22 protein-coding genes are annotated in these 26,312 nt (G+C 65.0%); 10 read left to right on the forward strand and 12 right to left on the reverse strand.

All coding sequences use genetic code 11. The features are described 5' to 3' along the window. Positions 1-82: 82 nt before the first annotated feature. From FG93_RS07515 to FG93_RS07535, 5 genes are all read right to left on the reverse strand, one after another. Positions 83-505 (reverse strand): GNAT family N-acetyltransferase, encoded by a 423-nt coding sequence (locus tag FG93_RS07515; protein WP_043233379.1) that lies wholly within the window; start codon positions 503-505, stop codon positions 83-85. Next, positions 505-4,260, reverse strand: a complete 3,756-nt coding sequence (metH, locus tag FG93_RS07520; RefSeq protein ID WP_043233600.1) for a methionine synthase — start codon at positions 4,258-4,260, stop codon at positions 505-507. The genes FG93_RS07515 and metH overlap by 1 nt, the downstream gene beginning before the upstream one ends. 128 nt (positions 4,261-4,388) lie before the next feature. Next, a complete protein-coding gene (gene metF, locus FG93_RS07525) occupies positions 4,389-5,300 on the reverse strand; it encodes a methylenetetrahydrofolate reductase [NAD(P)H] (protein ID WP_043233380.1) in 912 nt (303 codons plus the stop codon). Continuing rightward, the gene (locus FG93_RS07530; RefSeq protein ID WP_081881370.1) at positions 5,300-6,316 is read right to left on the reverse strand and encodes a metalloregulator ArsR/SmtB family transcription factor; all 1,017 of its coding nucleotides are present in this window, start codon (positions 6,314-6,316) and stop codon (positions 5,300-5,302) included. The genes metF and FG93_RS07530 overlap by 1 nt, the downstream gene beginning before the upstream one ends. A 126-nt stretch (positions 6,317-6,442) precedes the next feature. Then, positions 6,443-7,834: a PLP-dependent aminotransferase family protein gene (locus tag FG93_RS07535; protein ID WP_043233381.1), complete on the reverse strand. Its 1,392-nt coding sequence runs from the start codon at positions 7,832-7,834 to the stop codon at positions 6,443-6,445. Between the two features lie 116 nt (positions 7,835-7,950). On the opposite strand from FG93_RS07535, the gene FG93_RS07540 reads away from it, so the two are divergent. Continuing rightward, complete coding sequence (locus FG93_RS07540; protein ID WP_043233602.1) at positions 7,951-8,814, forward strand: DMT family transporter; 864 nt, start codon at positions 7,951-7,953, stop codon at positions 8,812-8,814. A 136-nt stretch (positions 8,815-8,950) separates the two neighbouring features. Here FG93_RS07540 and FG93_RS07545 read toward each other — a convergent pair whose 3' ends face one another. Further along, positions 8,951-9,154 (reverse strand): cold-shock protein, encoded by a 204-nt coding sequence (locus tag FG93_RS07545; RefSeq protein WP_043233603.1) that lies wholly within the window; start codon positions 9,152-9,154, stop codon positions 8,951-8,953. Positions 9,155-9,284: 130 nt separating this feature from the next. Continuing rightward, the gene (locus tag FG93_RS07550; protein ID WP_043233383.1) at positions 9,285-11,483 is read right to left on the reverse strand and encodes a glycoside hydrolase family 3 N-terminal domain-containing protein; all 2,199 of its coding nucleotides are present in this window, start codon (positions 11,481-11,483) and stop codon (positions 9,285-9,287) included. A gap of 122 nt (positions 11,484-11,605) precedes the next feature. Between FG93_RS07550 and FG93_RS07555 the strand changes: the two genes are divergently transcribed. Both FG93_RS07555 and FG93_RS07560 read left to right on the forward strand, forming a co-directional pair. Continuing rightward, positions 11,606-12,232: a YitT family protein gene (locus tag FG93_RS07555; RefSeq protein WP_043233385.1), complete on the forward strand. Its 627-nt coding sequence runs from the start codon at positions 11,606-11,608 to the stop codon at positions 12,230-12,232. Between the two features lie 69 nt (positions 12,233-12,301). After that, positions 12,302-13,447, forward strand: coding sequence for an alpha-hydroxy acid oxidase (locus FG93_RS07560; RefSeq protein WP_043233387.1), 1,146 nt, complete (start codon positions 12,302-12,304; stop codon positions 13,445-13,447). Positions 13,448-13,530: 83 nt separating this feature from the next. On the opposite strand, the gene ettA is transcribed toward FG93_RS07560, so the two are convergent. Continuing rightward, positions 13,531-15,183: an energy-dependent translational throttle protein EttA gene (gene ettA, locus FG93_RS07565; protein ID WP_043233389.1), complete on the reverse strand. Its 1,653-nt coding sequence runs from the start codon at positions 15,181-15,183 to the stop codon at positions 13,531-13,533. A 388-nt stretch (positions 15,184-15,571) separates the two neighbouring features. Next, positions 15,572-16,483 carry a DMT family transporter gene (locus FG93_RS07575; protein WP_043233392.1) on the reverse strand — a complete coding sequence of 304 codons (912 nt, stop codon included), beginning with the start codon at positions 16,481-16,483 and terminating at the stop codon, positions 15,572-15,574. 130 nt (positions 16,484-16,613) lie between these two features. Here FG93_RS07575 and FG93_RS07580 point away from each other — a divergent pair, with 130 nt between their 5' ends. The 3 genes from FG93_RS07580 (at position 16,614) to FG93_RS07590 (ending at position 18,465) form a co-directional block, all read left to right on the forward strand. Then, positions 16,614-17,048, forward strand: a complete 435-nt coding sequence (locus FG93_RS07580; protein WP_043233394.1) for an Lrp/AsnC family transcriptional regulator — start codon at positions 16,614-16,616, stop codon at positions 17,046-17,048. A gap of 170 nt (positions 17,049-17,218) precedes the next feature. Beyond that, entirely contained in the window at positions 17,219-18,025 is an 807-nt protein-coding gene (locus FG93_RS07585; RefSeq protein ID WP_043233396.1) for an MBL fold metallo-hydrolase, read from the forward strand. 113 nt (positions 18,026-18,138) lie between these two features. Further along, on the forward strand, positions 18,139-18,465 hold the full coding sequence (locus FG93_RS07590) for a hypothetical protein (RefSeq protein ID WP_043233398.1): 327 nt from the start codon (positions 18,139-18,141) through the stop codon (positions 18,463-18,465). Positions 18,466-18,485: 20 nt separating this feature from the next. On the opposite strand, the gene FG93_RS07595 is transcribed toward FG93_RS07590, so the two are convergent. Beyond that, the gene (locus tag FG93_RS07595; protein ID WP_043233400.1) at positions 18,486-19,226 is read right to left on the reverse strand and encodes a 3-oxoacyl-ACP reductase family protein; all 741 of its coding nucleotides are present in this window, start codon (positions 19,224-19,226) and stop codon (positions 18,486-18,488) included. A 100-nt stretch (positions 19,227-19,326) separates the two neighbouring features. Here FG93_RS07595 and FG93_RS07600 point away from each other — a divergent pair, with 100 nt between their 5' ends. Then, positions 19,327-19,935 (forward strand): TetR/AcrR family transcriptional regulator, encoded by a 609-nt coding sequence (locus FG93_RS07600; RefSeq protein WP_348270470.1) that lies wholly within the window; start codon positions 19,327-19,329, stop codon positions 19,933-19,935. A gap of 102 nt (positions 19,936-20,037) precedes the next feature. On the opposite strand, the gene FG93_RS07605 is transcribed toward FG93_RS07600, so the two are convergent. Together FG93_RS07605 and FG93_RS07610 are read right to left on the reverse strand one after the other, a co-directional pair. Then, complete coding sequence (locus FG93_RS07605; protein ID WP_052513475.1) at positions 20,038-21,855, reverse strand: monovalent cation:proton antiporter-2 (CPA2) family protein; 1,818 nt, start codon at positions 21,853-21,855, stop codon at positions 20,038-20,040. Between the two features lie 218 nt (positions 21,856-22,073). Then, positions 22,074-23,084: an aldo/keto reductase gene (locus tag FG93_RS07610; protein ID WP_043233401.1), complete on the reverse strand. Its 1,011-nt coding sequence runs from the start codon at positions 23,082-23,084 to the stop codon at positions 22,074-22,076. A gap of 148 nt (positions 23,085-23,232) precedes the next feature. Here FG93_RS07610 and FG93_RS07615 point away from each other — a divergent pair, with 148 nt between their 5' ends. From FG93_RS07615 to FG93_RS07625, 3 genes are read left to right on the forward strand one after another with little or no spacing between them, the layout of a single operon-like run. Beyond that, positions 23,233-24,786, forward strand: coding sequence for a flagellar hook-length control protein FliK (locus FG93_RS07615; RefSeq protein WP_043233402.1), 1,554 nt, complete (start codon positions 23,233-23,235; stop codon positions 24,784-24,786). After that, the gene (locus FG93_RS07620) at positions 24,783-25,076 is read left to right on the forward strand and encodes an EscU/YscU/HrcU family type III secretion system export apparatus switch protein (protein ID WP_043233404.1); all 294 of its coding nucleotides are present in this window, start codon (positions 24,783-24,785) and stop codon (positions 25,074-25,076) included. Before FG93_RS07615 ends, FG93_RS07620 begins: the two co-directional genes overlap by 4 nt. A 46-nt stretch (positions 25,077-25,122) precedes the next feature. Further along, positions 25,123-26,265 (forward strand): GNAT family N-acetyltransferase, encoded by a 1,143-nt coding sequence (locus FG93_RS07625; protein ID WP_043233405.1) that lies wholly within the window; start codon positions 25,123-25,125, stop codon positions 26,263-26,265. The last annotated feature ends 47 nt before the right edge of the window (positions 26,266-26,312 follow it).

A 26,312-nucleotide genomic window follows, 5' to 3' on the forward strand; every position in this document is an offset into this window, starting at 1 on the left:
CTCAACGCCGGCATCACCGAAGCCGGCCATCCTCAGCTGGAAGCGCCGGCCGCAATCACGTCAGGGTTGGAGCGAAGCGGGCCTAAGCCGGTCCGAGCGGCATGACGAAGACGGTCTGGCCGTCGAGCGCAGGGCCCATGTCGCGCCAGCCATGCTGGCGATAGAAGCGTGCAGCACGGGTCGTCGCGCCTGTCGTCAGGTAAGCTTGCCGGTGGCCGTTTCCCGCAAGCCGCTCCAGCGCCGCATCCAGGAGTGCACGACCATGGCCGTGCCCTTCGTGATCGGGATCGATGAACAGCGCCCAGACGAGAGCCGTCTGGTGGTTGGCGCAGGTGAAGCCGACAACCTCGCCGCCCTCCTCGCTGACGAGGAAGATGGCCTGCTCCATATACCAGGCGACCTCCTCATCGCTGACCTTGGAGGGGTCGTGGAGCACGTTCTCCTTCACAGCCTGCCGGATCACGCCGATGCGTGGCAGATCGGCTGGGGTAGCCGCCCGCAGCATCACTCGGCAGCCTCCAGCCGATAGGCGCTGGGCTCATAATTGAGGATCGGCGCAAGCCAGCGCTCGACCTCGTGGATCGCCATGCCCTTGCGCGCTGCGTAATCCTCGACCTGGTCGCGCTCGACCTTGGCGACACCGAAATAATAGGCGTCCGGATGCGACAGATAGAGCCCCGAGACAGAGGAGCCCGGCCACATCGCAAAGCTCTCCGTCAGCTTCACGCCGACCCGCCGCTCGGCCTGCAGCAACTCGAACAGCGTTTCCTTCTCGGTATGGTCGGGCTGGGCCGGATAGCCCGGCGCCGGCCGGATGCCGCGATACTCCTCGCGGATCAAATCGTCATTGGCGAGGTTCTCGTCGGGTGCATAGCCCCAGAACTGCGTGCGAACGAGCTGGTGCATGCGTTCGGCCATCGCCTCTGCGAAGCGGTCGGCCAGCGCCTTGACCATGATCGAGCGGTAATCGTCGTTGTCACGAGCGAACTTCTCGGAAATGCGCTCCTCTTCCGCGCCCGCTGTCACGACAAAGGCGCCGATGTAATCAGGCCGTTCGATGGCCTCGGGCGCGATGAAGTCCGAGATGCACATGTTCGGCTTGCCGTCGCGCTTGGAAAGCTGCTGACGCAACCCATGGAAGGTCGCGAGCATGTCCTGGCGGCTCTCCCCGGTATAAAGCCGGATGTCGTCCCCAACGGCATTGGCCGGCCAGAAGCCGATCACCGCCTTGGGATTGAACCAGCGCTCCTCGACGATGCGCTTCAGCATCGCCTGCGCATCGTCCCAGAGCGCACGTGCCGCCTCGCCCTGCTTCTCGTCCTGCAAGATCGCAGGGAAGCGTCCCTTCATCTCCCAGGTCTGGAAGAACGGCGTCCAGTCGATCACCGGCACGAGATCGGCGATGTCATAGGTCCGGAACACGCGCGTGCCGAGGAAGCTCGGCTTCGGCGGGGTGTAGCTCGCCCAATCCGCCTTGAAGGCGTTGGCCCGCGCCTTCGCGAGCGGCAGGCGCTGCTTGTCGGCCTCCGAGCGTCGGTGGGCGGCCGCGACCTTGGCATATTCACCCCTGACGCCCTCGACATAGGCCGGCTTTTGGTCCTGCGAGAGCAGGCTCGAGACGACACCGACAGCGCGCGACGCGTCGGTGACATAGACCGTCTGACCCTGGCTATAGGCCGGATGGATCTTCACCGCCGTATGCACGCGGCTGGTCGTTGCGCCGCCGATCAGGAGCGGAATATCGAAGCCTTCGCGCTCCATCTCGGAGGCGACGGTGACCATCTCGTCGAGCGAAGGCGTGATCAGGCCGGAGAGGCCGATGATGTCGACCTTCTCCTTGCGCGCAACATCGAGGATCTTCTGCGTGGGCACCATCACGCCGAGGTCGATGACCTCGTAATTATTGCACTGCAGCACGACGCCGACGATGTTCTTGCCGATGTCATGGACATCGCCCTTCACGGTCGCCATCAGCACCTTGCCGGCGGCCGAACGCTCGGAGCCACCGTTCAGGCGCTTCTCCTCCTCCATGTAAGGCATCAGATAGGCCACGGCCTGCTTCATCACGCGAGCGGATTTCACCACCTGCGGCAGGAACATCTTGCCGGCGCCGAACAGATCTCCGACCACGTTCATGCCGGCCATCAGCGGCCCCTCGATGACATGGAGCGGCTTCTCGGCCGCAGCGCGTGCCTCCTCGACATCGGTGTCGATGAAGGCGGTGATGCCGTTGACCAGCGCGTATTCCAGCCGCTTCTCGACCGGGTTATCGCGCCAGGCCATGTCCTTGCCGGAAATCGCGACCGAACCGTCGCCCTTGAAGCGCGGGGCTGCATCGAGCAGGCGCTCGGTCGAATCCTTGCGACGGTTGAGGACGACATCCTCGCAGAGTTCGCGCAGTTCCGGATCGAGATCGTCATAGGAGCCGAGCTGGCCCGCATTGACGATGCCCATGTCCATGCCGGCCTTGATGCAGTGGTACAGGAACACCGAATGCATCGCTTCGCGGACCTTCTCGTTGCCGCGGAACGAGAAGGACAGGTTTGAGACGCCGCCCGAGATATGGGCATGCGGCAGGGTCTCGCGGATCGCCTTGGTCGCCTCGATGAAGTCGTTGCCGTAGTTGTCGTGCTCCTCGATGCCGGTCGCGACGGCAAAGATGTTGGGATCGAAGATGATGTCCTCGGGCGGGAAACCGATCTGCTCGGTCAAGAGCTTGTAGGCCCGTGTGCAGATCTCGATCTTGCGCTCGAAGGTGTCGGCCTGGCCGGTTTCGTCGAAGGCCATCACCACGACGGCTGCGCCGTAGTTGCGGCAGATGCGGGCGTGTTCGAGGAAAGCCTCCTCGCCTTCCTTCATCGAGATCGAATTGACGATCGGCTTGCCCTGGATCGTCTTCAGGCCGGCTTCGATGACGTGGAATTTCGACGAGTCGACCATGATCGGCACCCGGGAGATATCAGGCTCCGAGGCGATCAGATTGCAGAACTCGGTCATTGCCTTCTCGGAATCGAGCAGGCCCTCGTCCATGTTGATGTCGATGACCTGCGCACCATTGGCGACCTGGTCACGCGCGACATCCAGCGCGGCGGCGAAGTCGCCTTCCTTGACCAGCTTGCGGAAGCGGGCCGACCCGGTAACGTTGGTGCGCTCGCCGACATTGACGAAGGGAATGGTCTCGTCGAGCGTGAAGGGCTCGAGCCCTGCCAGCCGCAGATACCGTTTGATTTCCGGCACCGCGCGAGGCGCCTTGCCGGCGACGGCTTCCGCGATGGCGCGGATATGGCCAGGCGTCGTGCCGCAGCAGCCGCCGACGACATTCACGAGCCCGGCATCGGCGAATTCGGCCAGCATGCCGGCCGTCGCCTCGGGGCTTTCGTCATACATGCCGAATTCGTTGGGCAGGCCGGCATTCGGATAGGCGCAGATCAGCGTGTCGGCAACGCGCGACAGATCCTTGATATGCGCCCGCATCTCGCGCGCGCCGAGCGCACAGTTGAGGCCGACTGTCAGCGGCGCGGCATGGCGGATCGCGTTCCAGAACGCTTCCGTGGTCTGGCCCGAGAGCGTGCGCCCCGAAAGGTCGGTGATCGTGCCGGAGATCATCACCGGCAGGCGCAGGCCCTTCTCGCGATAGACCTCCTCGATGGCAACGATCGCAGCCTTGGCGTTGAGCGTGTCGAAGATGGTTTCGACCAGTATCAGCTCGGAGCCACCATCGATCAGGCCGCGCACCTGTTCGGCATAGGATTCGCGCACCTGATCGAAGGTCACGGCGCGGAAGCCGGGATTGTTCACATCCGGCGAGATCGAAAGCGTGCGGTTCGTCGGCCCGATCGCGCCGGCGACGAAGCGACGGCGCCCATCGGCCTTCTCAGCGAGAGCGGCCGCTTCGCGCGCGAGCTTCGCCGAGGCGACGTTCAACTCATAGGCCAGCGCCTCCATGCCGTAATCGGCCTGGGCGATCTGCGTCGACGAAAACGTGTTGGTCTCGACGATGTCGGCACCCGCCTGGAAATAGGCCAGGTGGATTTCGCGAATCGCATCCGGCTGGGTCAGGACCAGCAGGTCGTTATTGCCCTTGAGATCGTGGTTCCAGCCCTTGAAGCGCTCGCCGCGAAATTCGGCCTCCGAGAGCTTCAGGTTCTGGATCTGCGTCCCCATCGCACCGTCCAGCACGAGGATGCGCTCGGACGCGGACTGGCGAAGCGCGCACTCGATCTCGATGCCATCGACCTGGCTGGGATTGTAGTCTGACATCGCGAGCGCCTTCGTCATGAAACTCTGTTCCTATGGTCTTCCCGTCATTGCGAGGAGCAAAGCGACGAAGCAATCCAGAGGCCACTCAGACAGGCCGGATCGCCTCGCTCCCAATGACGGCTGGCACGCTATTCCGCGGCCGCCTGCTGCTGCACGGTCCTGTCGGGCTTCAAGCCGACCAGATGGCAGATCGCATAGACCAGGTCGGCCTTGTTCATCGTGTAGAAATGCAGGTCCGAGACGCCGCGGTCGATCAGGTCGAGCACCTGCTCGGCGCAAACCGCGGCCGCCACGAGCCGGCGCGTCGCGGCGTCGTCTTCCAGGCCCTCGAACCGGTCGGCCAGCCATTGCGGTACGCTCGCGCCGGTCTTGGTAGCGAAGCTCGCCGTCTGCTTGAAATTCTGGACGGGAACGATGCCGGGCAGGATCGGGATGTCGATTCCCCGAGCCCGAACCTTGTCGAGATAGCGAAAATAGACGTCGTTATCGAAGAAGAACTGTGTGATCGCCCGGGTTGCGCCGGCATCGACCTTCTTCTTCAGGGCATCGATATCGGCATCGAGCGAGGCCGCTTCCGGATGCTTCTCGGGATAAGCCGAAACCGTCACCTCGAAATCACCGACGCGCCGGATCCCGGCAACGAGATCGGAGGTCTGGTGATAGCCCTGCGGGTGCGGCTCGTAGACTGTTCCAAGCCCACCGGCCGGGTCACCACGCAGCGCCACGATATGGCGCACGCCGGCCGCCCAATAGGAGCGGATGACGTCATCAACCTCGGCGCAGGTGGCCGAAACGCAGGTCAGGTGCGCGGCCGGCTTCAGCCGGGTCTCCTCAACCATGCGCTTGACGGTGTTATGGGTGCGTTCACGTGTCGAACCGCCTGCGCCATAGGTCACCGACACGAAGGTTGGACCAAGCGGCTCGAGACGGCGCACGCTCTCCCAGAGTGTCGTCTCCATCTCCGGCGTCTTCGGCGGAAAGAACTCGAAAGAGACGCTGGGCCGGCGGGTGCCGTGCCGGCTGGGGCGAAACGCATTCATCAAGCCACCTCGAAACTGGAATTCTTGCGCAGTGGGAAATCCCCCTGCACGCGCCGGTCACGTCCGCGCCAGAGCATCACAGAGAGTTGGCCGGACGCCCCCTCGGCCGACGTCACCTCTTCGGAGAGGTCGCAGCTCAACCCTGCCTCCGCAAACCAGCCCGCGATCTGCGCCCGTGAGAAACCGAGCCGGCGATGCGCGTGCTCGGTCCGCAGGAACTCCATCTCGTGCGGCGCGAAATCGACCACGATCAGCCGGCCGCCGGGAGCGAGCATTGCGGCGGCCTCGCGCAGCGCGCGGCCGGGGTCGTCGAGAAAATGCAGAACCTGATGGATGATGACGAGATCGAAGGTCCCGCGCGCGAAAGGCAAGGCGTGAATGTCGCCCTGTCGCAGCTCAACCCGGGACAGGCCCGCCTTCTCGAGATTGGCGCGCGCCACCGCGAGCATGGCATGGCTGGCATCGACACCAATGGCACGGCCGAATTTCGGGGCGATCCGCTCCAGCATCCGGCCGGTCCCCGTGCCAAGGTCGAGCACCGCGCCGGAAGAGCCCTCCCCGGCCGCCGCCTCGACAGCCGCCTCGACGGCGTCATCGGGGACATGCAGGGAGCGCAGCCGATCCCAGTCCCGAGCCACGCTGGCGAAATAGGACTGCGCCGCCTCGGCGCGCGCGGAGCGAACGGCCGCGAGCCTCTCGCGATCCGCAGCGAGTTCCGGATCCGCCCGGTCGAGCCATGCAGCCAGGGAGGCAGCGAAGGCGCCGCCCGCCCCCGACTCGTCGAGCCGGAAGAAGGCCCAGGCTCCCTCGCGATAGCGCCGCACCAGCCCGGCCTCGGCCAGGAGCTTGAGATGGCGGGAAATGCGGGGCTGAGACTGCCCGAGAATGTCGGTCAGATCCGAAACAGAGAGTTCGCCCTCCGCCAACAGCGCCAGGATACGCAGCCGCGTCTCCTCGCCGGCCGCGCGCAGGCCCGCAAGCAAGGATGACGAGGACAGCGTCGTGGGTTGGCGCAAGCGATTAGCTTTCAAAGCGTAGAAAAAGATATAAAGATATCTTTATGTCAAAAAGGGAGAAAACGCAAGCACCCTCCGCGCGTCAGCGAGATCCTGCGCACCCTGTTACGCCAATGGCCGCATTGCTCAGCGCCGCATCGCCGCTTCGAGCGCATGGAAGATGCGAGGGTCCGACGATTGCGCAACATTGAAGCGCAGGAAGCGCCCCGCCGATAGCGACATGCTGAAGGCATTTCCGGGAGCCAGGACGATATTCTGCACCAGCACACGCTGCGCGATCTCGGCGGCATCCAGCCCGTCCGGCAGGCGACACCACAGGAACATGCCGGCACGCGGCTCGACCCATGGCTCGATTCCGATGGCTTTCAACCGCCCGCCGGTCTCCGTCATGGCGCGACCCAGCCGCCCGCGCAGGCCGTCCATATGCTTGCGATAGGTTCCGTCCTTCAAGACGCCCAGCACAAATTCCGCGGAGACCCGGCTGGCCCCGAAGGAGGTGGCGATCTTGAGATCAGTCAGCCCCTCGATCCAGTCGCGCCGCGCCGCAATGAAGCCGCATCGCAGCGAGGCCGACAGCGTCTTGGAGAAGCTGCCGATATGCACGACCCGATCGAGACCATCGAAAGCGGCGAGCCGCGGCGCCGGCTCCAGCTCGAAATCGGCAAAGATATCGTCCTCGATGATCGTCAGCCCCGACTGTTCAGCCAGCTTGAGCACCCGATGCGCGATCACAGGAGACAGCACGGCTCCCGTTGGATTGTGCAGCGCGGAATTGGTGACATAGAGCCGTGGCCGATGCTCGGCGAGCACATGTTCGAAGCGCACGATATCGGGACCGTTTGGCGTGTAGGGGACACTGACGATCCTGGCTCGATGAGCCCGCAGCAGAGCCTGGAAGTTGAAGTAGCAGGGGTCGTCGACCACCACCGTATCCCCCGGCTCGATCAGGAAGCGGCAGAGCAGGTCGATGGCCTGGGTTCCGGACTCGGTCAGCATGATCTGGTCGGGCCTGGCCTCGATGCCGCGCTCTGCCACGCGCCGGGCGAGCAGATGGCGAAGCGGCAGCAGCCCGAGTGGCGTGCCATAGTCGGTCAATGTGGAGGCATCGGCGCGCGAGAGCGATCGCAGCGTTCTGCGAAGACTCTCCTCCGGCAGCCACGATGCGGGCAGCCAGCCGCAGCCGGGCTTCAGGAAATCCTCACCGGCCTCCAGCGATTGTCGCGACACCCAGAGCGGATCGACCGCACGGTCGAGCCTGGGACCGATCTCCGCCAGCGACAGGGGTGGCAGATGGCCCGCGACGTAGAAACCGGAGCCGCGCCGCGAGCGGATTGCGCCCTCTGCGGCAAGCCGGTCATACGCTTCGACCACCGTCGACTTCGAGACGCCCATCGTTTCGGCAAAGCCGCGGATCGAGGGCAGCTTGGCCCCCGGAGCCAATATGCGCCCCGCCATGCGCTGGCGAACAGCCTGCATGACTCGCCCGACAAGCGTGCCGTCATCGTCCAAGAGCGTCATCCGATCGCCTAATTGTATTGCTCGTACGGCAGGACAGTTTGCATCAACTGTTATGCACCGTCTCTGGCAAAAGATGCATATCCCGGCGAATGCAGGCCGCGAACGGAATCTTCCTGATGGACAAGAGCATGAGCGGTTGGATCAACGGGTTTCTCGGCGTGCTGATCTTCAGCGCCTCGCTGCCTGCAACGCGTGTTGCCGTGATCGATCTCGACCCTGTCTTTCTGACCGCCGCGCGCGCTGCAATTGCTGGCCTGTTGGGCCTGTGCCTGCTTCTCGCCTTCCGGCAGACCCGGCCGCAGCGGAGCGACCTTCTCCCGCTCATCGTGGTGGCGCTGAGCGTTGTCGTCGGCTTCCCGCTGCTGACGGCGCTGGCGCTGAAACATGTCAGTTCGGCCCATTCGATCGTCTTCATCGGCCTTCTGCCGCTGGCGACGGCGAGCTTCGGCGTCCTGCGCGGCGGCGAGCGTCCTCGCCCGGTCTTCTGGCTGTTTTCCTGCCTGGGCAGCACGCTCGTCGCAGGATTTGCGATGACCCAGGGCTTTGTCGCCTCCCCGGTCGGGGACCTGCTGATGCTCGCCGCGGTCATCATCTGCGGCCTCGGCTACGCCGAGGGAGCGCGGCTGTCGCGAAAGCTCGGAGGCTGGCAGGTGATTTCCTGGGCGCTGGTGCTCTCCCTGCCCGTCATGGTCACGCTCAGCGCAATGACCTTTCCGGACTCGCTTGCGGATGTCGGCCGGCCAGCCTGGCTCGGCCTCGCCTATGTCTCGGTGTTCAGCATGCTGGTGGGGTTCGTGTTCTGGTATCGCGGCCTGGCGCAGGGCGGTATCGCCGCCGTCGGGCAGCTGCAATTGCTGCAGCCCTTTTTTGGGCTGATGCTCGCCGCGCTGCTGCTGCATGAGGCCGTGAGCTGGCCCATGGTCGCCGTCACCGCCGGCGTGGCACTCTGTGTGGCAGGTGCCAAACGCTTCGCGCGGTAGTCCGTGTGGCGGAACCGCCACGGCATCGGCAGGGTCTGGAGCCAGCCCCACATCCCGAACAGTGGGTGGGCCGCGCGCGACCGCCCATCATAGCGGCCGTTTCAAGGGTCGCCATGAGCGCGCGAGGCCCGAGAGGTCAGAGCAGCTGGAGCGAGCCTGCCGCCGTTTTTCCGCGTTCGGTCTTCAAATCGAACGAGACTTTCTGTCCTTCCGTCAGAGTCATCAGGCCCGCTTCTTTCACGGCCGTGATGTGTACGAACACATCCTTGCCGCCATCCGAAGGCTGAATGAATCCGAAGCCCTTCTCAGTATTGAACCATTTTACGGTTCCGGTCGCCATAGCCGCATCCCCTGAAGCCAGCTTCTTGCGGATCTTCGGATGCATGCATCCGAATGCCCGACCAGAGGAGGATTGACCGAAAACACAAAGATGTCGAGACCAAACGTCAAGCAGGGCCGTCTGGCGATGACTATGGCTTGATCACCTCAAACTGTGTCTTCGCCTCCGCCAACGCGGAACCGCCAAGATAAACCTCGAACAGACCCGGCTCGACAACATAGCGCCCGGTGTCATCGTGATATCCCAGCTTCTGGGCTTCGAGCTTGAAACTGACGGTCCTGGTTTCGCCCGCCTTGATCGCGAGCTTGCTGAAGCCCTTGAGTTCGCGGACTGGCCGGGACCGGGTCGCGACCGGCTGGCGGATATAGAGCTGCGTCACTTCCTGGCCGTCGCGCGAACCGGAATTGGTCACATCGACCGAGATTTCGGCAGTGCCATTGATCGCGATGCGCGAGCGGTCGACACGCGGATTGGCATAGCTGAAGCGGGAGTAGGAAAGACCGAAACCGAAGGGATAGAGCGGCTCGTTCTTCTCATCCATGTAGATCGACTCGTAGCGCTGCCGGATCTTCTGCGGCCGCCCCGTTGGGAGATGGTTGTAGTAGACCGGGATCTGCCCGACCGAGCGCGGAAAGCTCATCGGCGTGCGGCCTGACGGATTCGCCGCTCCCGTCAGAACCTCGGCGATCGCCGTGCGCCCCTCAGTGCCGCCATGGAAGGTCTGCACGATCGCCGCGACATGGGCGTCGGCCCAGGTGAGGACCAGTGGGCGGCCAGTGGCCAGCACCAGCACGACGGGCTTGCCCGTCGCGACAAGCGCCTCGAGCAGGTCCTGCTGCACGCCGGGCAGGCCGAGATTCGCGCGCGAGGCGCCCTCCCCCATGAACTCGCAATCCTCGCCGAGCATGGCAATGACGAGATCGCTTGCCGCAGCCGCGCGCAGCGCTGCCTCCTTGTCCGCGAATTCCGTGCCGCAGTTCTTTGTGAAGGCCGACTCGTAGACGACCTCGACCCCGGCTTGGACGCGCTCCTTGAGCGCATCGGGCAGCGACTGGATGGCGCGCCGGCCGAGCCCGGCCGGATCGGTCCAGACGCGCTCGGCTTCCGGCTCGGCCATGGCGCCGATCACGGCGAGCCTCTTGACGGAGGGCGCAATCGGCAGGGTTTCGTTGGCGTTCTTGAGCAGGATGATGCCTTCGCGCGCCGCGCGTAGCGCGACCTCACGGGCCTCCTGCGTCTGCATCAGCGCCTGAGCGGCCGCCGGGTCGACATCAGGGCGCTCGAACAGGCCCAGATGGAACTTGACGCGCAACACCCGGCGCACCGCCTCGTCGAGCATCTTCACCGGGACACGACCGGCCTTCACCTCGGCAGCCAGGTGCTTGTCATAGACGTCACCCATCATGTCCATGTCGATGCCGGCCAGCAGCGCCTTGCGCGCAGCCTCGGCGTCGTCCTTGGCGATACCGTGCAGTCTGAGTTCGGTGATCGAACCGAAATCAGAGGCGACGAAGCCCTTGAATCCCCAATTCTGGCGCAGCAGCCCGGTCAGCAGCCCCCCATGCGCAGTGGTCGGCACGCCGTTCAGCGCGTTGAATGCCGCCATCGCCGTCATCGAACCGGCCTCGAACGAGGCCTTGAACGGTGGCAGGTAGAGGTCGAAGAGCTGACTGGTCGGTATCCAGGTCGAATTGTAGTCGCGCCCGGCTTCGCCCGCGCCGTAACCGACAAAATGCTTGACCGTCGTCGCCACGCCGCCGCGCTGATAGCCATGCGTGCGCGCTGCCGCGACGATGGAGCCGAAATAGGCGTCTTCACCCGCCCCTTCGAGCACGCGGCCCCAGCGCGGATCACGCGAGATGTCGACCATCGGCGCAAAAGTCCACTGGATGCCGGCGGCGCGCGCTTCGCGCCCCGTCCAATAGGCCGCCGCCTCGATCAACTCCGGATTCCAGGTCGAAGCCTGGCCAAGCGGTAGCGGAAAATAGGTCGAGAAGCCATGAACGGCATCAAGGCCAATGATCAGCGGGATCTTCAGCCGGGACTCGCGCGCCGCCTTCTGGACATCGGCAACCTCTTGCGGCACGACGAAGTTCATCACCCCGCCCATCCGGCCCTCGCGAATGCGCGCGGCGTTGAAACCCTCGCCGCGGCCAGAGAGATGGAGCTGACCGACCTTCTCGTCGAGCGTCATCCTCTTGAGCAGCGCCTCGATGCGCGTCTCGATCAGCTTCGCCTCGCGCCCGGTCTTCCAGGCAACGGTGTCCTGTGCCGGCGCGGCGTGGGCAAGGAGCGTCAGGCAAAGCGCAGCGGCGAGCCGCAGAATCATGAGGAGATCTCGCAGGGTAGCGGTAGGGATGATCCGGCCCTACAGGATCATCCGGCGCGGCTCAACTATTGCATCGTCGCGCACAAACGACCAAAGCCCCTCAACCCAGCCGGACATGCACCATGAGCGACGCGGCGACCTCAGCCCCACCGACCGAGCGCCATCGCTTCTACGAAGACGTCTTCGCCATGCTGCTCGGCACATTGCTCGTCAGCATCGGCATCAGCCTCTATACCAAGGCGACCCTGCTCACGAGCGGGGCGGCTGGGGTGGCATTGCTGTTCCAGTTTGCCACCGGGATCAATTTTGGCCTGGTTTTCTTCGCCATCAACCTCCCATTCTACTGGCTCGCGGTCCGTCGCATGGGCTGGCGCTTCGCCTTGCGGACCTTCATCGCGGTCGGGCTCGTCTCGCTCTTCACCTGGTTCACGCCCGGCTGGCTGGCGATCGCGACGGTGGACCCGATCTACGCCGCGGTCGCCGGCGGCAGCCTGATGGGGCTTGGCGTCCTTGCACTGTTCCGCCATCGCACCGGCCTGGGCGGCGTCAACATCCTCGCGCTCTACCTGCAGGAGAAACACGATATCCGCGCCGGCTGGTTTCAGCTTGGCATCGACGCGCTGATCCTCTTCTGCGCGCTCTTCATGCTGCCGCTGGAGAAAGTGCTGATTTCGCTGCTAGGCGCTGCGGTGCTCAACCTGATCCTGGCGGTCAATCACAAGCCCGGCCGGTATAGCGGGATCACGTAGCGGGCGGTTGCCTGCGGCAGGGTTCCATGCGACCGAGCGGTCAGGAGCGAAATTGCGGAGCCGGCCGACATGTCCCAGCCCTTGACCATCGAAGACCTGCGCATCCTGGCCCAGCGCCGGGTGCCGCGCATGTTCTACGACTACGCCGATTCCGGCGCCTGGACCGAGGGCACCTATCGCGCCAACGAGGCCGACTTCGCGGCCATCAAGCTGCGCCAGCGCGTCGCCGTCGACATGACCAACCGTACGCTGGCGACCACGCTCGCGGGCCAGGCCGCCACGATGCCGGTTGCACTCGCACCAACGGGCCTCACCGGTATGCAGCACGCCGACGGCGAAATCCTTGCCGCCCGCGCCGCCGCCAGGGCCGGCGTGCCCTTCACGCTCTCGACCATGAGCATCTGCTCGATCGAGGATGTCGCCGAGAACACCGACGCGCCTTTCTGGTTCCAGCTTTACGTGATGAAGGACCGCGACTTCATCAACCGCCTGATCGACCGCGCCAAGGCGGCGCAGTGCTCGGCGCTGGTCCTGACGCTCGACCTCCAGATCCTCGGCCAGCGCCACAAGGATATCCGCAACGGGCTCTCCGCCCCGCCGAAGCCGACGATCGCCAATCTGATCAACCTTGCGACCAAGCCGCGCTGGTGCCTCGGCATGCTCGGCACCAAGCGCCGCACCTTTGGAAACATCGTCGGCCATGCCAAGGGCGTCGGCGATCTCTCCTCGCTCTCCTCCTGGACGGCGGAACAGTTCGATCCGGCGCTGAGCTGGGATGATGTGAAGTCGATCAAGGATCGCTGGGGCGGCAAGCTGATCCTCAAGGGCATTCTCGATCCGGAGGATGCCGAACTCGCCGCCAGGAGCGGTGCCGACGCGTTGATCGTCTCGAACCATGGCGGCCGCCAGCTCGACGGCGCCGTCTCCTCCATCGTGGCGCTGCCGGGCATCGTCGAACAGGTCGGCGGGCGCATGGAAGTGCTGATGGATGGCGGCATCCGCTCCGGACAGGACGTGATCAAGGCCGTGGCGCTCGGCGCCCGCGGCGTGATGATCGGCCGCGCCTTCCTCTACGGCCTCGGCGCCATGGGCGAGGAAGGTGTGACCCGCTGCCTCGACATCATCCGCAAGGAACTCGACGTCACCATGGCGCTCTGCGGCCTGCGCGACATCCAGCAGGTCGACGGAAACATCCTGGTAAAAGGCAAGGCCTGAGCCTCGCTCAAATCGGCGCCCCCAACGGATAAGGCCCGCGCTCCCTTTCAGGAGCGCGGGCCTTTCCTTCGAGGCTCAGAGGGTCAGCGCGAGAACTTCTTGTACTGAATCCGCTTCGGGATCGTGGAATCGATCCCCAGCCGGCGCTTCTTGTCTTCCTCGTAATCGGCAAAATTGCCCTCGAACCATTCGACATGGCTGTCGCCCTCGAAGGCGAGGATATGGGTCGCGATGCGGTCGAGGAACCAGCGATCGTGGCTGATGATCACGGCGCAGCCGGCATAATCCTCCAGCGCCTCTTCGAGTGCGCGCAGCGTGTCGACGTCGAGATCGTTGGTCGGCTCGTCGAGCAGCAGGACGTTGGCGCCCGATTTCAGCATCTTGGCAAGATGGACGCGGTTGCGCTCACCGCCCGAGAGAGATCCGACCTTCTTCTGCTGGTCGCCGCCCTTGAAATTGAAGGTCGAGCAATAGGCGCGCGAATTCACCTCGCGCTTGCCGAGGTAGAGGATGTCGTTGCCGCCGGAGATCTCCTCCCAGACGTTCTTCTTGTCGTCGAGCGAGTCGCGGCTCTGGTCGACATAGCCGAGCTTGACGCTCTCGCCGATGGTGATCGAACCGGAATCCGGCTTCTCCTGCCCGGTGATCATCCGGAACAGCGTGGTCTTGCCGGCGCCGTTCGGTCCGATGATGCCGACGATACCACCCGGCGGCAGCTTGAAGGACAGCCCGTCGATCAGCAGCTTGTCCTGGAAGCCCTTCGACAGGTTCTCGAAATCGACGACATTGTTGCCGAGGCGCTCGGCGATCGGAATGACGATCTGCGCGGTGTCCGGCCCCTTGTTCGAAGCCTTCTGCACCAGCTCGTCATAGCGCTGGATGCGGGCCTTGCTCTTGGCCTGGCGCGCCTTGGGCGAAGCCGAAATCCATTCCTGCTCGCGTTCCAGCGTCTTCTGGCGCGAGACGTCCTCCCGGCCTTCCTGGGCGAGGCGCTTCTGCTTCTGCACCGACCAGGCCGAGTAATTCCCTTCGTAGGGAATGCCCTGGCCGCGATCGAGCTCGAGAATCCAGCTCGTGACGTTGTCGAGGAAGTAGCGATCGTGGGTAACGATCAGGATCGCGCCCGGATAGGTCCGCAAATGACCTTCGAGCCAGGCGGTCGTTTCGGCATCGAGATGGTTGGTCGGTTCGTCGAGCAGCAGCAGTTCCGGCTGCTCGAGCAGGAGCTTGCAGAGTGCGACACGGCGGCGTTCGCCACCCGAGAGCTTGGAGACCTCCCAGTCGTCAGGCGGGCAGCGTAACGCGTCCATCGCCTGGTCGACCTTGGAATCGAGATCCCACAGGCCCTTGGCCTCGATCTCGTCCTGGAGCTTTGTCATCTCGTCCGCGGTCTCGTCCGAGTAGTTCATCGCGAGTTCGTTGTAGCGGTCGAGGATCGCCTTCTGCGGCGCAACGCCGAGCATCACGTTGTCGCGTACATTCAGGCCCTCATCGAGTTTGGGCTCCTGCGGCAGGTAGCCGACGCGCGCGCCCTCGGCCACCCAGGCCTCGCCGGTCCATTCCTTGTCGTAGCCTGCCATGATCTTGAGCAGGGTCGACTTGCCGGCGCCGTTGACGCCGAGCACACCGATCTTGGCATCCGGGTAGAACGACAGATGGATGTCCTTCAGCACCTGCTTGCCGCCCGGATAGGTCTTCGACAGGCCGCGCATATGGTAGATGAACTGACGGGACATGGATGAGCGGCTCCGCTTCGGACTGATCGCGCCGGGGGCTTTCGGGATGAGTGCCGCGTATGTAGCGAGGCTGGCCGCTTGCTGCAACCGCCCGCCGTCAACTCGATCATGCCCGCAGCGTCAGCGCGCCGTCGACGACGATCGAGGCGCCCGTCAGATAGGGATGGTCGCGGCCGCCAGGTCCCGCCCGACAGCGGCCATCGCCTTCGCCGTCGCCATGCGGCCCGCCCCGCCGATATGCTGCCGCAACGGCTGACTGTGTACCGGCCAGATATGCACGGGCCAGGCGAGGCGTAGCCTTCGCGCCCCGTTTTGGGTTTTGGCCGCCGGGCAGACGCTCCGTGCGGCAGCCCATGCGCTCGCCGGCGCATGAACGCGATCGCTGCGCCTATTCGGCCGGAAGCCTTGCGATCGTCGCGGCATCAGGCCGCCGCCACGGCACCCAGCCAAGCGTCATTCCCGCCGCGGCGACCAGGATCGCAGCGGCCCCGACGATCTGGAGAAGCTGCGGCTGGTGGCCGAAGGCCGTGAGATCGACGATGATCGCGACGATCGGATAGATGAAGGACAGCGCGCCGGTCAGTGTCGTGGGCAGCCGCTGGATCGCCATATAGAGCAGCACGAACATCAGCCCGGTATGAACGATACCGAGCGTGCCAAGCAGCGCCCAGGTCTCCGCGCCGGTCGGCAGCTGCGCCAGGCTGGCGAAGGGGGAGAGCATCGCGATCCCGACCAGAACCTGGACCAGCACGATCAGATAGGGTGCAACGCCCTTCAGCGCCTTCGCGACGATAGCGGCCAGCGCGTAGAAGAAGGCTGCGCCGAGCGCCATCGCGATGCCCGTGAGATAGTCGGTCCCGACCGCCCCCGCGCCCGGCTTGGCCTGCACGATCAGCACCATGCCGGTGAAGGAGATCGCGAGCCAGAACAGCTTCGTGACAGTCAACCGCTCGGCAAACAACAGCGCGCCGAGCCCGACGAGCATGAAAGGCTGGGTGTTGTAGACCACCGTCGCGACCGAGATCGAGGCGCGCGAATAGGCAGAGAACAGCAGCAGCCAGTTCAGGACGACGGCGACGCCGCCTATGGCGGCGAGCGCAAGCTGGCGGCCGGTGAGCGCGTCGCGCCGAAGCAGCCCCAAGGCTCCGCAGACGATCAGCAAGGTCGCAGCACCGAAAACGCAGCGCCAGAACACCACATCCATCACCGGCTGGCCGGAGCGAACCACGAACCAGCCGATCGTGCCCGAGATCGTCATGGCAGCCGTCATCTCGGCCACGCCGCGCCTATGGTCCAACATGATAACCTCCACCCAAGTATGAAACCGGATGATAGGAGGACAGAATCCGGGTTTCTATGGACAGGCAGAGACAGATCAGAGAAAATACCTTACATTGTAAGGACGAACCCGCAAATGGCCTGATAACAACATGATCGACGAGCTTGATCGAAACATCATCGACATTCTGGCCGGGGACGCCCGCATCTCCCTGAAGGAGCTGGCCCAGCGCGTGAACCTCTCCTCGCCCAGCGTCTCCGAGCGGCTGCGGCGGCTGGAGGAGCGCGGCGTGATCCGCGCCTTCACCGTCGACATCGATCCCCACGCGATCGGTTATCAGTTGCAGGCGATCGTCCGGATCCGCCCCCTCCCCGGCAAGCTGCATGCGGTCCAGCAGCTGATCGAGGAGATTCCGGAATTCTCGGAATGCGACAAGGTCACCGGCGATGACTGCTTCATCGGCCGGCTGCATCTGCGCTCCATCGAGCAACTCGACCAGATCCTCGACCGGATCGCGGACAAGGCCGAGACCAGTTCGGCCATCGTGAAAAGCCAACCGGTGAAGCGGCGCCTCCCGCCGCTATGAGGTGCGGGCTCCGCTTCGGACAGCTCCGTTCCGACGTTGCAGCAATCCAACGGCATAATGGCGAACGGCCGGCGGCTCCCGGACGATTGTCACGAAGCTGACAACCCGGCTTTCACAAGCCGGGTTTTTGCCTAAACCTTGACTGTGGGAACGCAGCGGGAGCGAAGTTCATGAGACTGTCGACGACGCTAGGCCGAACCGTCTTCGGGTTGCTCGCGACGCTCGCCTGCCTGACGCCGGCGCGAGCCCAGGCCGACGAGCCTGGCTGCCGCCCGGAGATGGCAAGCCAGCGCCTGCCGATCCAGCGCGCGGCGCTCGCCAAGGACGAGGTCCGGCTGACCTTCGTCGGCCACGCCACCTTCCTGATCGAGACGCCCGGCGGCGTGAAGGCCGCGACCGACTACAACGACTACATCCGACCGCGCGAAACGCCGGACATCGCGACGATGAACAAGGCGCATTCGACCCACAACTCGCGAAGTCCCGATCCCGCCATCAAGCAGGTCCTGCCCGGCTGGGACCCGACCGGCAAAGGCGCCGCGAAGCACGACCTCACGCTCGGCGACATGCGGGTGCGCAATGTGCCGACCAATATCCGCTCCTATTCGGGCTCGACCGATTTCGACGGAAACTCGATGTTCGTCTTCGAGATCGGCGATCTCTGCATTGCCCATCTCGGGCATCTGCACCACCCGCTCGAACCTGGCCATCTGCGCGCGCTCGGCCGTGTCGACGTCGTGCTCTTCCCGGTCGATGGCAGCTATACGCTCGATCAGGAAGGCATGATCGAGGTGCTGAAATCGGTGCAGGCCAAGCTGATGATCCCGATGCATTTCTTCGGCGGCTCGAGCCTCAGCCGTTTCCTCGCGCGCTCCCAGGATCTCTGGCCAGTCGAGCGCCGGACAGGGGCGGAGATCACGATCAGCAAGGCTACGCTGCCCGCCAGGCCGACGATCATCGTTTTGCCGGAAAACTGACCTCCCTCTCCGGTTTTCAGCTGCGTCTTAACCCCTCGCTCAGCGTGGCGAGAGGCTTTGCTTGCACTCCCATGCCGCGGCGGCAATCTGTTCCTGTCTCATGGGAGTGCAGCATGATCCGGGTTCTCGCGATTGCCGTCATTGCCACCGTGTTGCTGCCGGCGGGCGCCGAAGCCGCGAAATTCCGCGGCGGAAGCCGTTCATCGCATGGAAGTTCCGAGGCCAGTTCCGGCGGTGGAAGCGGGAGCTCCCTCGTCGTCACGCCCCGGATCGGCCGATCCTCACAGCAGGAAGCGGCCAAGGGCGACGCCCTGCCGCGCGCTCCCTTCCCGACCGCCAACGCCGCAGCCCCGGCGATGCTGCGGCTCAGCACCGCCGAGGAGCCAAGGGTCTGGTGCCGCAGCGAAGTGGTGGTCGGCGGCTTCTGCATGCTGAACTGAGGTGCCGGGTCCGCCTCCAGTCAGGTGTTGGCGCCGCCATCGATTGCAAAGCCCGCTCCGGTGACGAAGCGCGCTTCCTCGCTCGCCAGATAGGCCACCAGCCCCGCGATATCCTCTGGCTTGCCGTAGCGCGGGATCGCCATGCGGGCGCGCTGCGCATCGGCCTGGGGGCCAATCGCCGGATTCATGTCGGTGTCGGTCGAGCCGGGATGCACGATATTGACCGTGATGCCGCGCGGGCCGAGGTCGCGGGCGAGCCCCTTGGTGAAGCCGATCAACGCCGCCTTGCTCATCGCATAGAGCGTTGCGCCCTCTTCCACCACGCGATCGGCAAGGCAGGACCCCGTCGAGATGATGCGTCCGCCTTCGCCGAGATGGGCCGCAGCCGCCTGCGAGGCGAGCACGACAGCGCGAACATTGACCGCAAGCGTCGCGTCGATATCGGCGAGACTCCACTCGGCAACCGCTCCTCCGCGCCAGATGCCGGCATTGTTGACCAGGATATCGAGCCCGCCCAGTGAGGCCGCGGCCTTGTCGACCGCCCCCTTCACCGCAGCCGGGTCAGCGCTGTCGGCGGCGATTGCAAAACCCTTGCGGCCAAGGGCCTCGATGGCGCGGACCACCTCGCCTGCCTTGTCTGCTGAGTGCTCATAGGTGATCGCCACATCGGCGCCCTCCCGAGCCAACCGCAGGGCGATAGCGGCACCGATGCCGCGGCTGCCGCCCGTGACCAGGGCCTTCTTTCCAGTGAAGCGTGACATCGGGCAAATCCATTTTTAGAATGATCGATACAGAAATAATTGGAATGCTTGCCTCCCGCCGTCAAGGCAATTATCTACCGGTCGGCACAGAAAAGGAATGATGATGACGGAACGCGGCCGCCCCCGTGCCTTCGATCGATCCGACGCCCTGAAGAAGGCGATGATGGTCTTCTGGGCGAAGGGCTATCAGGCCACCTCCCTCAGCGATCTGACGGGAGCGATGGGCATTGGCTCGCCGAGCCTCTATGCCGCCTTCGGCAGCAAGGAGGAACTCTATTGCGAGGCCATCGATTTCTTTGAGGCCAGTGAAAGCGATGAGATCGCCGGCCCGTTGACATCGGCGCCGACCGCCCGCGAGGCGGTCTCTGCCTTCCTGGCTGCGAGCGCCGCGGTATTCACGCGGCCGGGGCGTCCGCCCGGCTGCATGATCGTGCTCTCCGCGGTGAATGCGGTTGGCGTCAGCGACGAGACGGCGACCAAGCTGCGTGATCTGCGCGCCGGAAGCGTCGCGGCCCTCGCCACGCGACTGCGCGCGGCGGTCGACGCCGGCGAGATCCCGCCCGGAATCGATGCCGAGGCCATCGCGAGCTATTACGTCACCGTTCAGCAGGGCATGTCGATCCAGGCGCGCGACGGTGCCTCCCGCCAGCAACTGGAAGCGGTTGTTCGCGGCGCGATGGCCGGCTGGGAGCAGTTGACGGCCGGCTAAAGCATCGGCCCCGAAAAGTGGATTGCGATTTTCGGGGAAACCGATGCAACACAGAAGATTAGATCATCGGACAGGATACGATATCCGGTCCGGTGATCTAACTCACGGGCCGCCGACGTCGCCATAATCGTCCGGGGCGGAACCCAGAATCTTGCCGGGCGCCTTCGGCGCGGTCAGCGGGGTCGGGATCGGTGTATTGCCGTGAAGCAGATTGTTGCCCGCATAGATATCGCTCGCCACCTGCAGGTCCAGCCGTTCATCATCGCGACGGCGCACATCCTCGGCGATCTCCGCGACCTCGTCCTCCGACACCCCCATGCTGCGCAGTGCGGCTGCGCCAAAAAGCATGGCAGATTCAAAGGTCTCACGAATCTGATACTCGACATTGGTGCGGATCAGGTCCATCGCGTGGCCGCGATCATAAGCCCGCACGAACAGTTTCGCGTGCGGGAATTCGGCTTGCGCCATGGCGACGATCCTGTCGGCAGTCACGCGATTATCGACACAGACCAGGATCACCTGCGCCCTCTCGGCACCGGCGGCATGCAGGATCTCGCGCCGCGTGCCGTCGCCGTAATAGACCTTGAAGCCGAAATTCGACGCTGCGCGGATCAGTTCGACATCGACCTCGATGATCGAGACGCTACAGCCACGCGCGAGCAAGGTCTGGCTCGCAACCTGTCCAAAACGCCCAAAGCCGATCATCAGGGCGCTGCCATGCAGGCCGGAAGCAAGCTCGACGCCGTCCAAGGAGGTCTGCTCCGGCGGCAGGAAGCGATCGAGAGCCAGCACGAGCAGCGGCGTAAGCGCCATCGACAGGATGACCGTGGCGCTGGCCACCGCGTTGACCTCCGCATCGAAGATGCCCGCTGCTGCCGCAGCAGCGTAGAGCACGAAGGCAAACTCACCGCCCTGCGAGAACAGCGCCACCCGGGTGATGGCGTCGCGGGACCTGGAGCCGAACAGCTTCGCCACGATGAAGATTCCGCTGGCCTTGACCGCCATGAACGCCACGACGGCGAGTGCGACCAGACGCCATTCGCGCGCAATCAGGTCGAGTTCGAGCGACATGCCGACGGCAAGGAAGAACAGGCCGAGCAGGATCCCGCGGAACGGCTCGATATCGGCTTCGAGCTGGTGTCGGAAACTCGACTCCGACAACAACACGCCGGCGAGAAAGGCGCCCATCGCCATGGAAAGACCACCCAGCTGCATGGCCAGCGCTGCCCCGAGCACGACCAGCAGGGCAGCCGCCGTCATGACTTCGCGGGCTTGCGCAGCCGCAAGCAGCCGGAACATCGGGTTGAGCAACCAGCGGCCCGCCGCCACGAGGCCAACGACCGAACCGACGGCAATCAGAAGCGGGAGCAAGTCGCCGGTATCACCCGGCTTTGCCGGCGCAAGGAGCGCCACGATGGCCAGCAGCGGCACGATCGCGAGGTCCTCGAGCAAAAGGATCGACACGGCCTGCTGCCCATGCAGTGTCGAGGTCTCGCCGCGCTCGTTCAGCATCTGCATGACGACGGCGGTCGAGGACAGGACGAAGCCCATTCCGGCAACGAAGGCAGCGGGAGGGCTCAGGCCTGCGAGCAGGCCGACACCTGTCAGCAGTGCCCCGCACAAGCAGACCTGCGCAGCACCGAGCCCAAAGATCTCACCCTTCAGCTTCCAGAGCCGGGAGGGCTGCATCTCCAGGCCGATGATGAACAGGAACATGACGACACCGAACTCGGCGACGTGGAGCACAGCCTCCGGATTGGCGAAGAGACCCAGTCCCGACGGCCCGATGGCGACACCGGCGGTGAAGTAACCGAGCACGGAACCAAGACCGAGACGGCGAAAGATCGGCACCGCGACGACGCCCGCCCCCAGGAGCGCCACGACCTTGACGAGATCACCGGTAAGGCCTTCGACCGCCATGCGCCCTCCTGCTCCCGCCGGGAGCGGGCCCGGCTGCGGCACTCGCAGGTGCCTAGATCACACTGTGTTTGGACGAAATCGTCCAAACACAGAAAACGTGATCGACTCTAATAGTTTAGAGCATGCTTAGTTCGAAAAACCGTTGCCACTTTTTCGCAGCATGGTCTAATGGCGCAGCCCATTCGGAAAGAGCAAGCTCCGCGCCAATGAGGCTGGCCTCAGGCCGTACGCGTGATCCTGCCCTCCAGCGGATAGGCCGGATCGCTGTAGCCCGGCGTCGAGGGGTGGCCGGCGGGTACGAGTTGATCGACAACCGCCTCGTCCTCGGCATCGAAGCCGGCATCGAGCGCCGCGAGATAAGCCTGCCATTGTTCAAGGGTGCGCGGACCGGCGATCGCCGCCGTCACCAGCGCGTTGTTCAGCACCCAGCGCACCGCGAACTGAACGGGGGTGAGCCCCTTCCCGGCCGCATGGTCGCGGATCGCGCGGGCGATGATCAGCGATTCCTCGCGCCATTCGGTCTGCATGATCCGCTTGTCGGCGCGGCCGGCCCGCGTGCCCTCCGGAGGTGCCTGACCCGGTTCGTATTTCGCGGTCAGCACACCGCGGGCAAGAGGCGAATAGGACGCGACACCCAGGCCATAGAAGTCGCAGGCCGGCAAATGCTCGACCTCGGGCATGCGATTCATCGCGTTGTAGTAGGGCTGGCTGACCACGGGCCGATCGATGCCGAATTCATCGCAGAGCCGGCAGATTTCGGCGACCCGCCAGGAGCGGTAGTTCGAAACGCCGAAATGCCGGATCTTGCCCTGCCGCACGAGATCACCGAGGGCACGCACCGTTTCGCCGAGCGGCACGGTGTGATCTTCCTTGTGGAGATAGTAGATATCGATGAAATCCGTCCCGAGCCGCCGAAGACTGTCCTCGCAGGCCTGCATCACCCATTTCCGGGAGAGGCCACTCTGATAGGGCCCAGGCCCCATGACGCTCGCGACTTTGGTGGCCAGCACCCATTCATGCCGGTTCGCGGCGATGGCTCGCCCGGTCACCTCTTCGGAGCGGCCTTCGTTATAGACGTCGGCCGTGTCGATGAAATTGATCCCGGCCGCGCGCGCGTGATCGACGATGACCCGCGCATCGCCTTCCTCCGTCGCGCCTCCGAACATCATCGTTCCCAGGCATAGCGGCGATACCTTCAGGCCGGAACGGCCGAGCCGACGATAATCCATCTGCGTTGTCCTTGATGCATGGGCGCGCAAACCTGCGCCATTGCCAGCGCCCACACCAGAGCGCGGCATGCAGAGATGCCCTGCAAGGGCAAGAGATTCCTTAAGATTTCATGGGAAACTGCGCCAGTCAGTCAATGGTCGCTCCCCAATGAATCTCGCCGCTCTCGTCCAGAGCCAGACCCTCGCCACCTTGCTTGCAGCCTTGGCCCCGGATGCCGGCCTCGAGCCCGGCAAGACGGTCGAAGCGCGCCTGCTCTCCCTGGGCAAGGACGGTACCGCGACTGCACTGATCGATGGCGTGAAGATCGACCTCGTTCTCGCCGGCCCGGAAGCCCGACAGGCCGCGCTGCAGCCCGGCACAACGCTCACACTCAAGATTGAGGCTCCGGAAGACGGTGGAACGGGGTTGCGGGCAACGCTGCTTGCGGCTCGCCCCCCTGGCGAAGCTCTCACTCCTCCCGCGCAGCTGGTGCCCGTCGACGGTCCGCGACGCGATCCAGCGCTCACATCACTTGCGCTGGAGACCGGTCGCGCCAAGCCGTCGGCTCCGGAGGCCGCCGGCCCTGGCGTGCTCCTTTCGTCGCCGCGCCTTCCCGGCCTCAGTTCTTCAGCACCTTCGCCAGTCCCCGCTACCGCTGCGGCGTCCCCTGCATCGGGCCAATTGCTGCAATCCGAGGCGGCCCCCTCGCCACGCGCACTTGCGGGCCCGCTAATGGGCGAGGCCCTCACTCGCCAGGACAGTCTGGCGCCGCTCTTCGCCAATCTGCAGGCGCTTGCCAACGGTACGGTCTCCCTCGTCCTGCCCAAGCCCTTGATGGGCCTCATCGACCAGATCCTGGCCCAGGCCATGCCGGTCGAGCGCAGACCCGTAACCGGCCAGGGCTTGAAGCAGGCCGTCGCGCGCTCCGGGCTTTTCCTGGATGCGCAGGAGGCAAGGCTGCCTTCGCGCGCAAACGACCGCCGGGAAGCAGGCGCACCCGGCCTCTCTCCTCACGGCGACCTGAAGGCCGGGCTACGCGCGCTCAGCGACATGCTGCGCCCGCTTATCGCCCCGGACACCGCCGCTCCGATGCTCAACCCCTCGGGAGCAGAACCGAGGACAGCAGAGCAGGCAGCGAACGAGCCGGAAGCGCATATCCGCCCGTCCCCGCCACGACGCGACGGCGCGCTCACCCCTCAAACGATTGCCGAACCCAGCCTCTCGGCCGGAGAGAAACCGCTCGTCATCGCACGAACCCTGCTCGACCAGACCGAAGCCGCGCTCGACCGCGTCAAGCTCGCCCAGTTCGCATCGCTGCCGCCAGAGCCTAGCCGTCCGGAGGCAGCACAAGGCCAACGCTGGGTAACGGAAATCCCCCTCGCATTCCATGCGGGCACCGCGATCCTGCCGCTGCATATCGAGAGGGACCCGCCACGCCGTGGCCCGTCCGGCGTCGAAGCGCCGCTCTGGCGCGTGCGCTTTGCGCTCGACGCCGAGCCGATGGGTCCGCTGCAAGGTGTCGTAACGCTTCAGGGACGCGCGGTCAGCGTCTCGCTCTGGGCCGAGCGCGAGGGAACGAGCCAGTTCCTGCGCGGCGCCGCGCCTGACCTCCAGGCTGCGCTGGCCAATGCACAGTTTCAGGACGGCACTGTCGACATCCATACCGGCCAGCCGCAAGTCAGGCGAGCGACCGCCGGCCAATTCCTGGACCGCCTGTCATGACCTCCCCTTCTCCCGACCCGCTCGCGGTCGCACTCGAGTATGACGGCCATGGCGCGCCGCGCGTCACCGCAAAGGGCCGCGGAGAGCTTGCTCAACGCATCATCGAGACCGCCCGCGAGCATGATGTCGACATCGAGCAGAACGCCGTGCTCGCGCAAGCTCTCTCCACGGTCGAGCTCGACGATCAGATCCCAGAGGAGCTCTACCGGGCCGCGGCGCAGGTCATCGCCTTTGTGCTATCATTGCGTGGTGAAATGCGCCTCGGCAGGCAGGGCGGCGGCCAGTCTTGATCCAGCACTGCTCAGAGCCGGCTTGCCGCCTCCGCACGAGGGTCAGATGAGCGCCGAGATCGTCATCAGGCGCACGCGGCTTGGCGACTATGTCGGCTATGGTGCAGCCTTCGCCGAACTCGCAGAACGAGCGGTCGAGCCTAATCCCGCCATGTCGCCAGCCACGGTCGCAGCTGCGCGGGTTCTGGTTCCGGACGAGCGCATCGTCATCCTGACGGCCTGGCGCAGTGAAGCACTCGGCTCCGAGAGCCTCGTCGGAGTCTGGCCGCTGCAGCGGCAGCGCGACTGGCGCAGCGGCTTTGCCCCAATCCTCGCCGCTCCGCTGGTGCCGCTCTACGAGGTTTCGTCGGCCCCCGTGCTGGACCGCGATAATGCCGACGATATCGCGCTCGCCCTGCTGCGCCACCTCGCCGCATCGCGGGACCTTCCAAAAACCCTGGCGCTGCCGCTTCTGCCCATGGAGGGCCCAGGCTTTCGCGCGCTCCAGGAGGCTTGCCGCGTCACCGGTAGCGGGCTGGCGACGTTCGAAACCTGGCAGCGCCCCGTGATGGTCGCCCGGCCCGGCGACGATGCCGAGCGCTATCTCCGGCGCGCACTCGGCTCAGGCTACAAGAAGCGCATGCAACAGTTCCGGGCGGTCGGACGCAACGGCGTGGTGTCCTTCCAGCGCAAGCGTCGCCTGGCGGCCAGGGAAGCATTCGAGACATTCCTCGCGCTCGAAGCGGCCGGCTGGAAGGGGGAGGTCGCGACCGCAATCGCCTGCCTGCCGGACGACACGGCCTATTTCCACCGGCTTGTCGAGCTGTTCGCCGAACAGGATGCGCTGCAGCTCGACACGTTGCTGCTCGATGGCAAGCCGATGGCGATGGGATTGCTCGTCGAAAGCGGGAGCGCCCGCCAGTTTCTGAAGATCGCCTATGACGAAACCCAAGCCCGCCACTCGCCCGGGCGAGCGCTGACCCTTGCGATGCTCCAAGCCGATTTCACGGAAACGCCACCGGCCTTCTTCGACAGCGGCGCTGGCGACGGCGTCGATCCCGGAACCTATGTCTGGGGCGAGCGCAGAACCATGGCCAATGCGATCATCGCGATCGGCCGCGCCACACCGGGGCCGGCACAGGTCGCCGCCCTCGCCCGTATGTGGTTGCGGCGCCTGCGGAATCGGCATCAATCGGCAAAGCAGCGATGAAGATCGCGCGGCGCGGCCAGCACCCTAGTGCATCGGCCCGAAAAGTG

It is taken from the genome of Allobosea sp. LC85 (assembly GCF_000735605.1).
Taxonomy (GTDB): Bacteria; Pseudomonadota; Alphaproteobacteria; order Rhizobiales; family Beijerinckiaceae; genus Allobosea.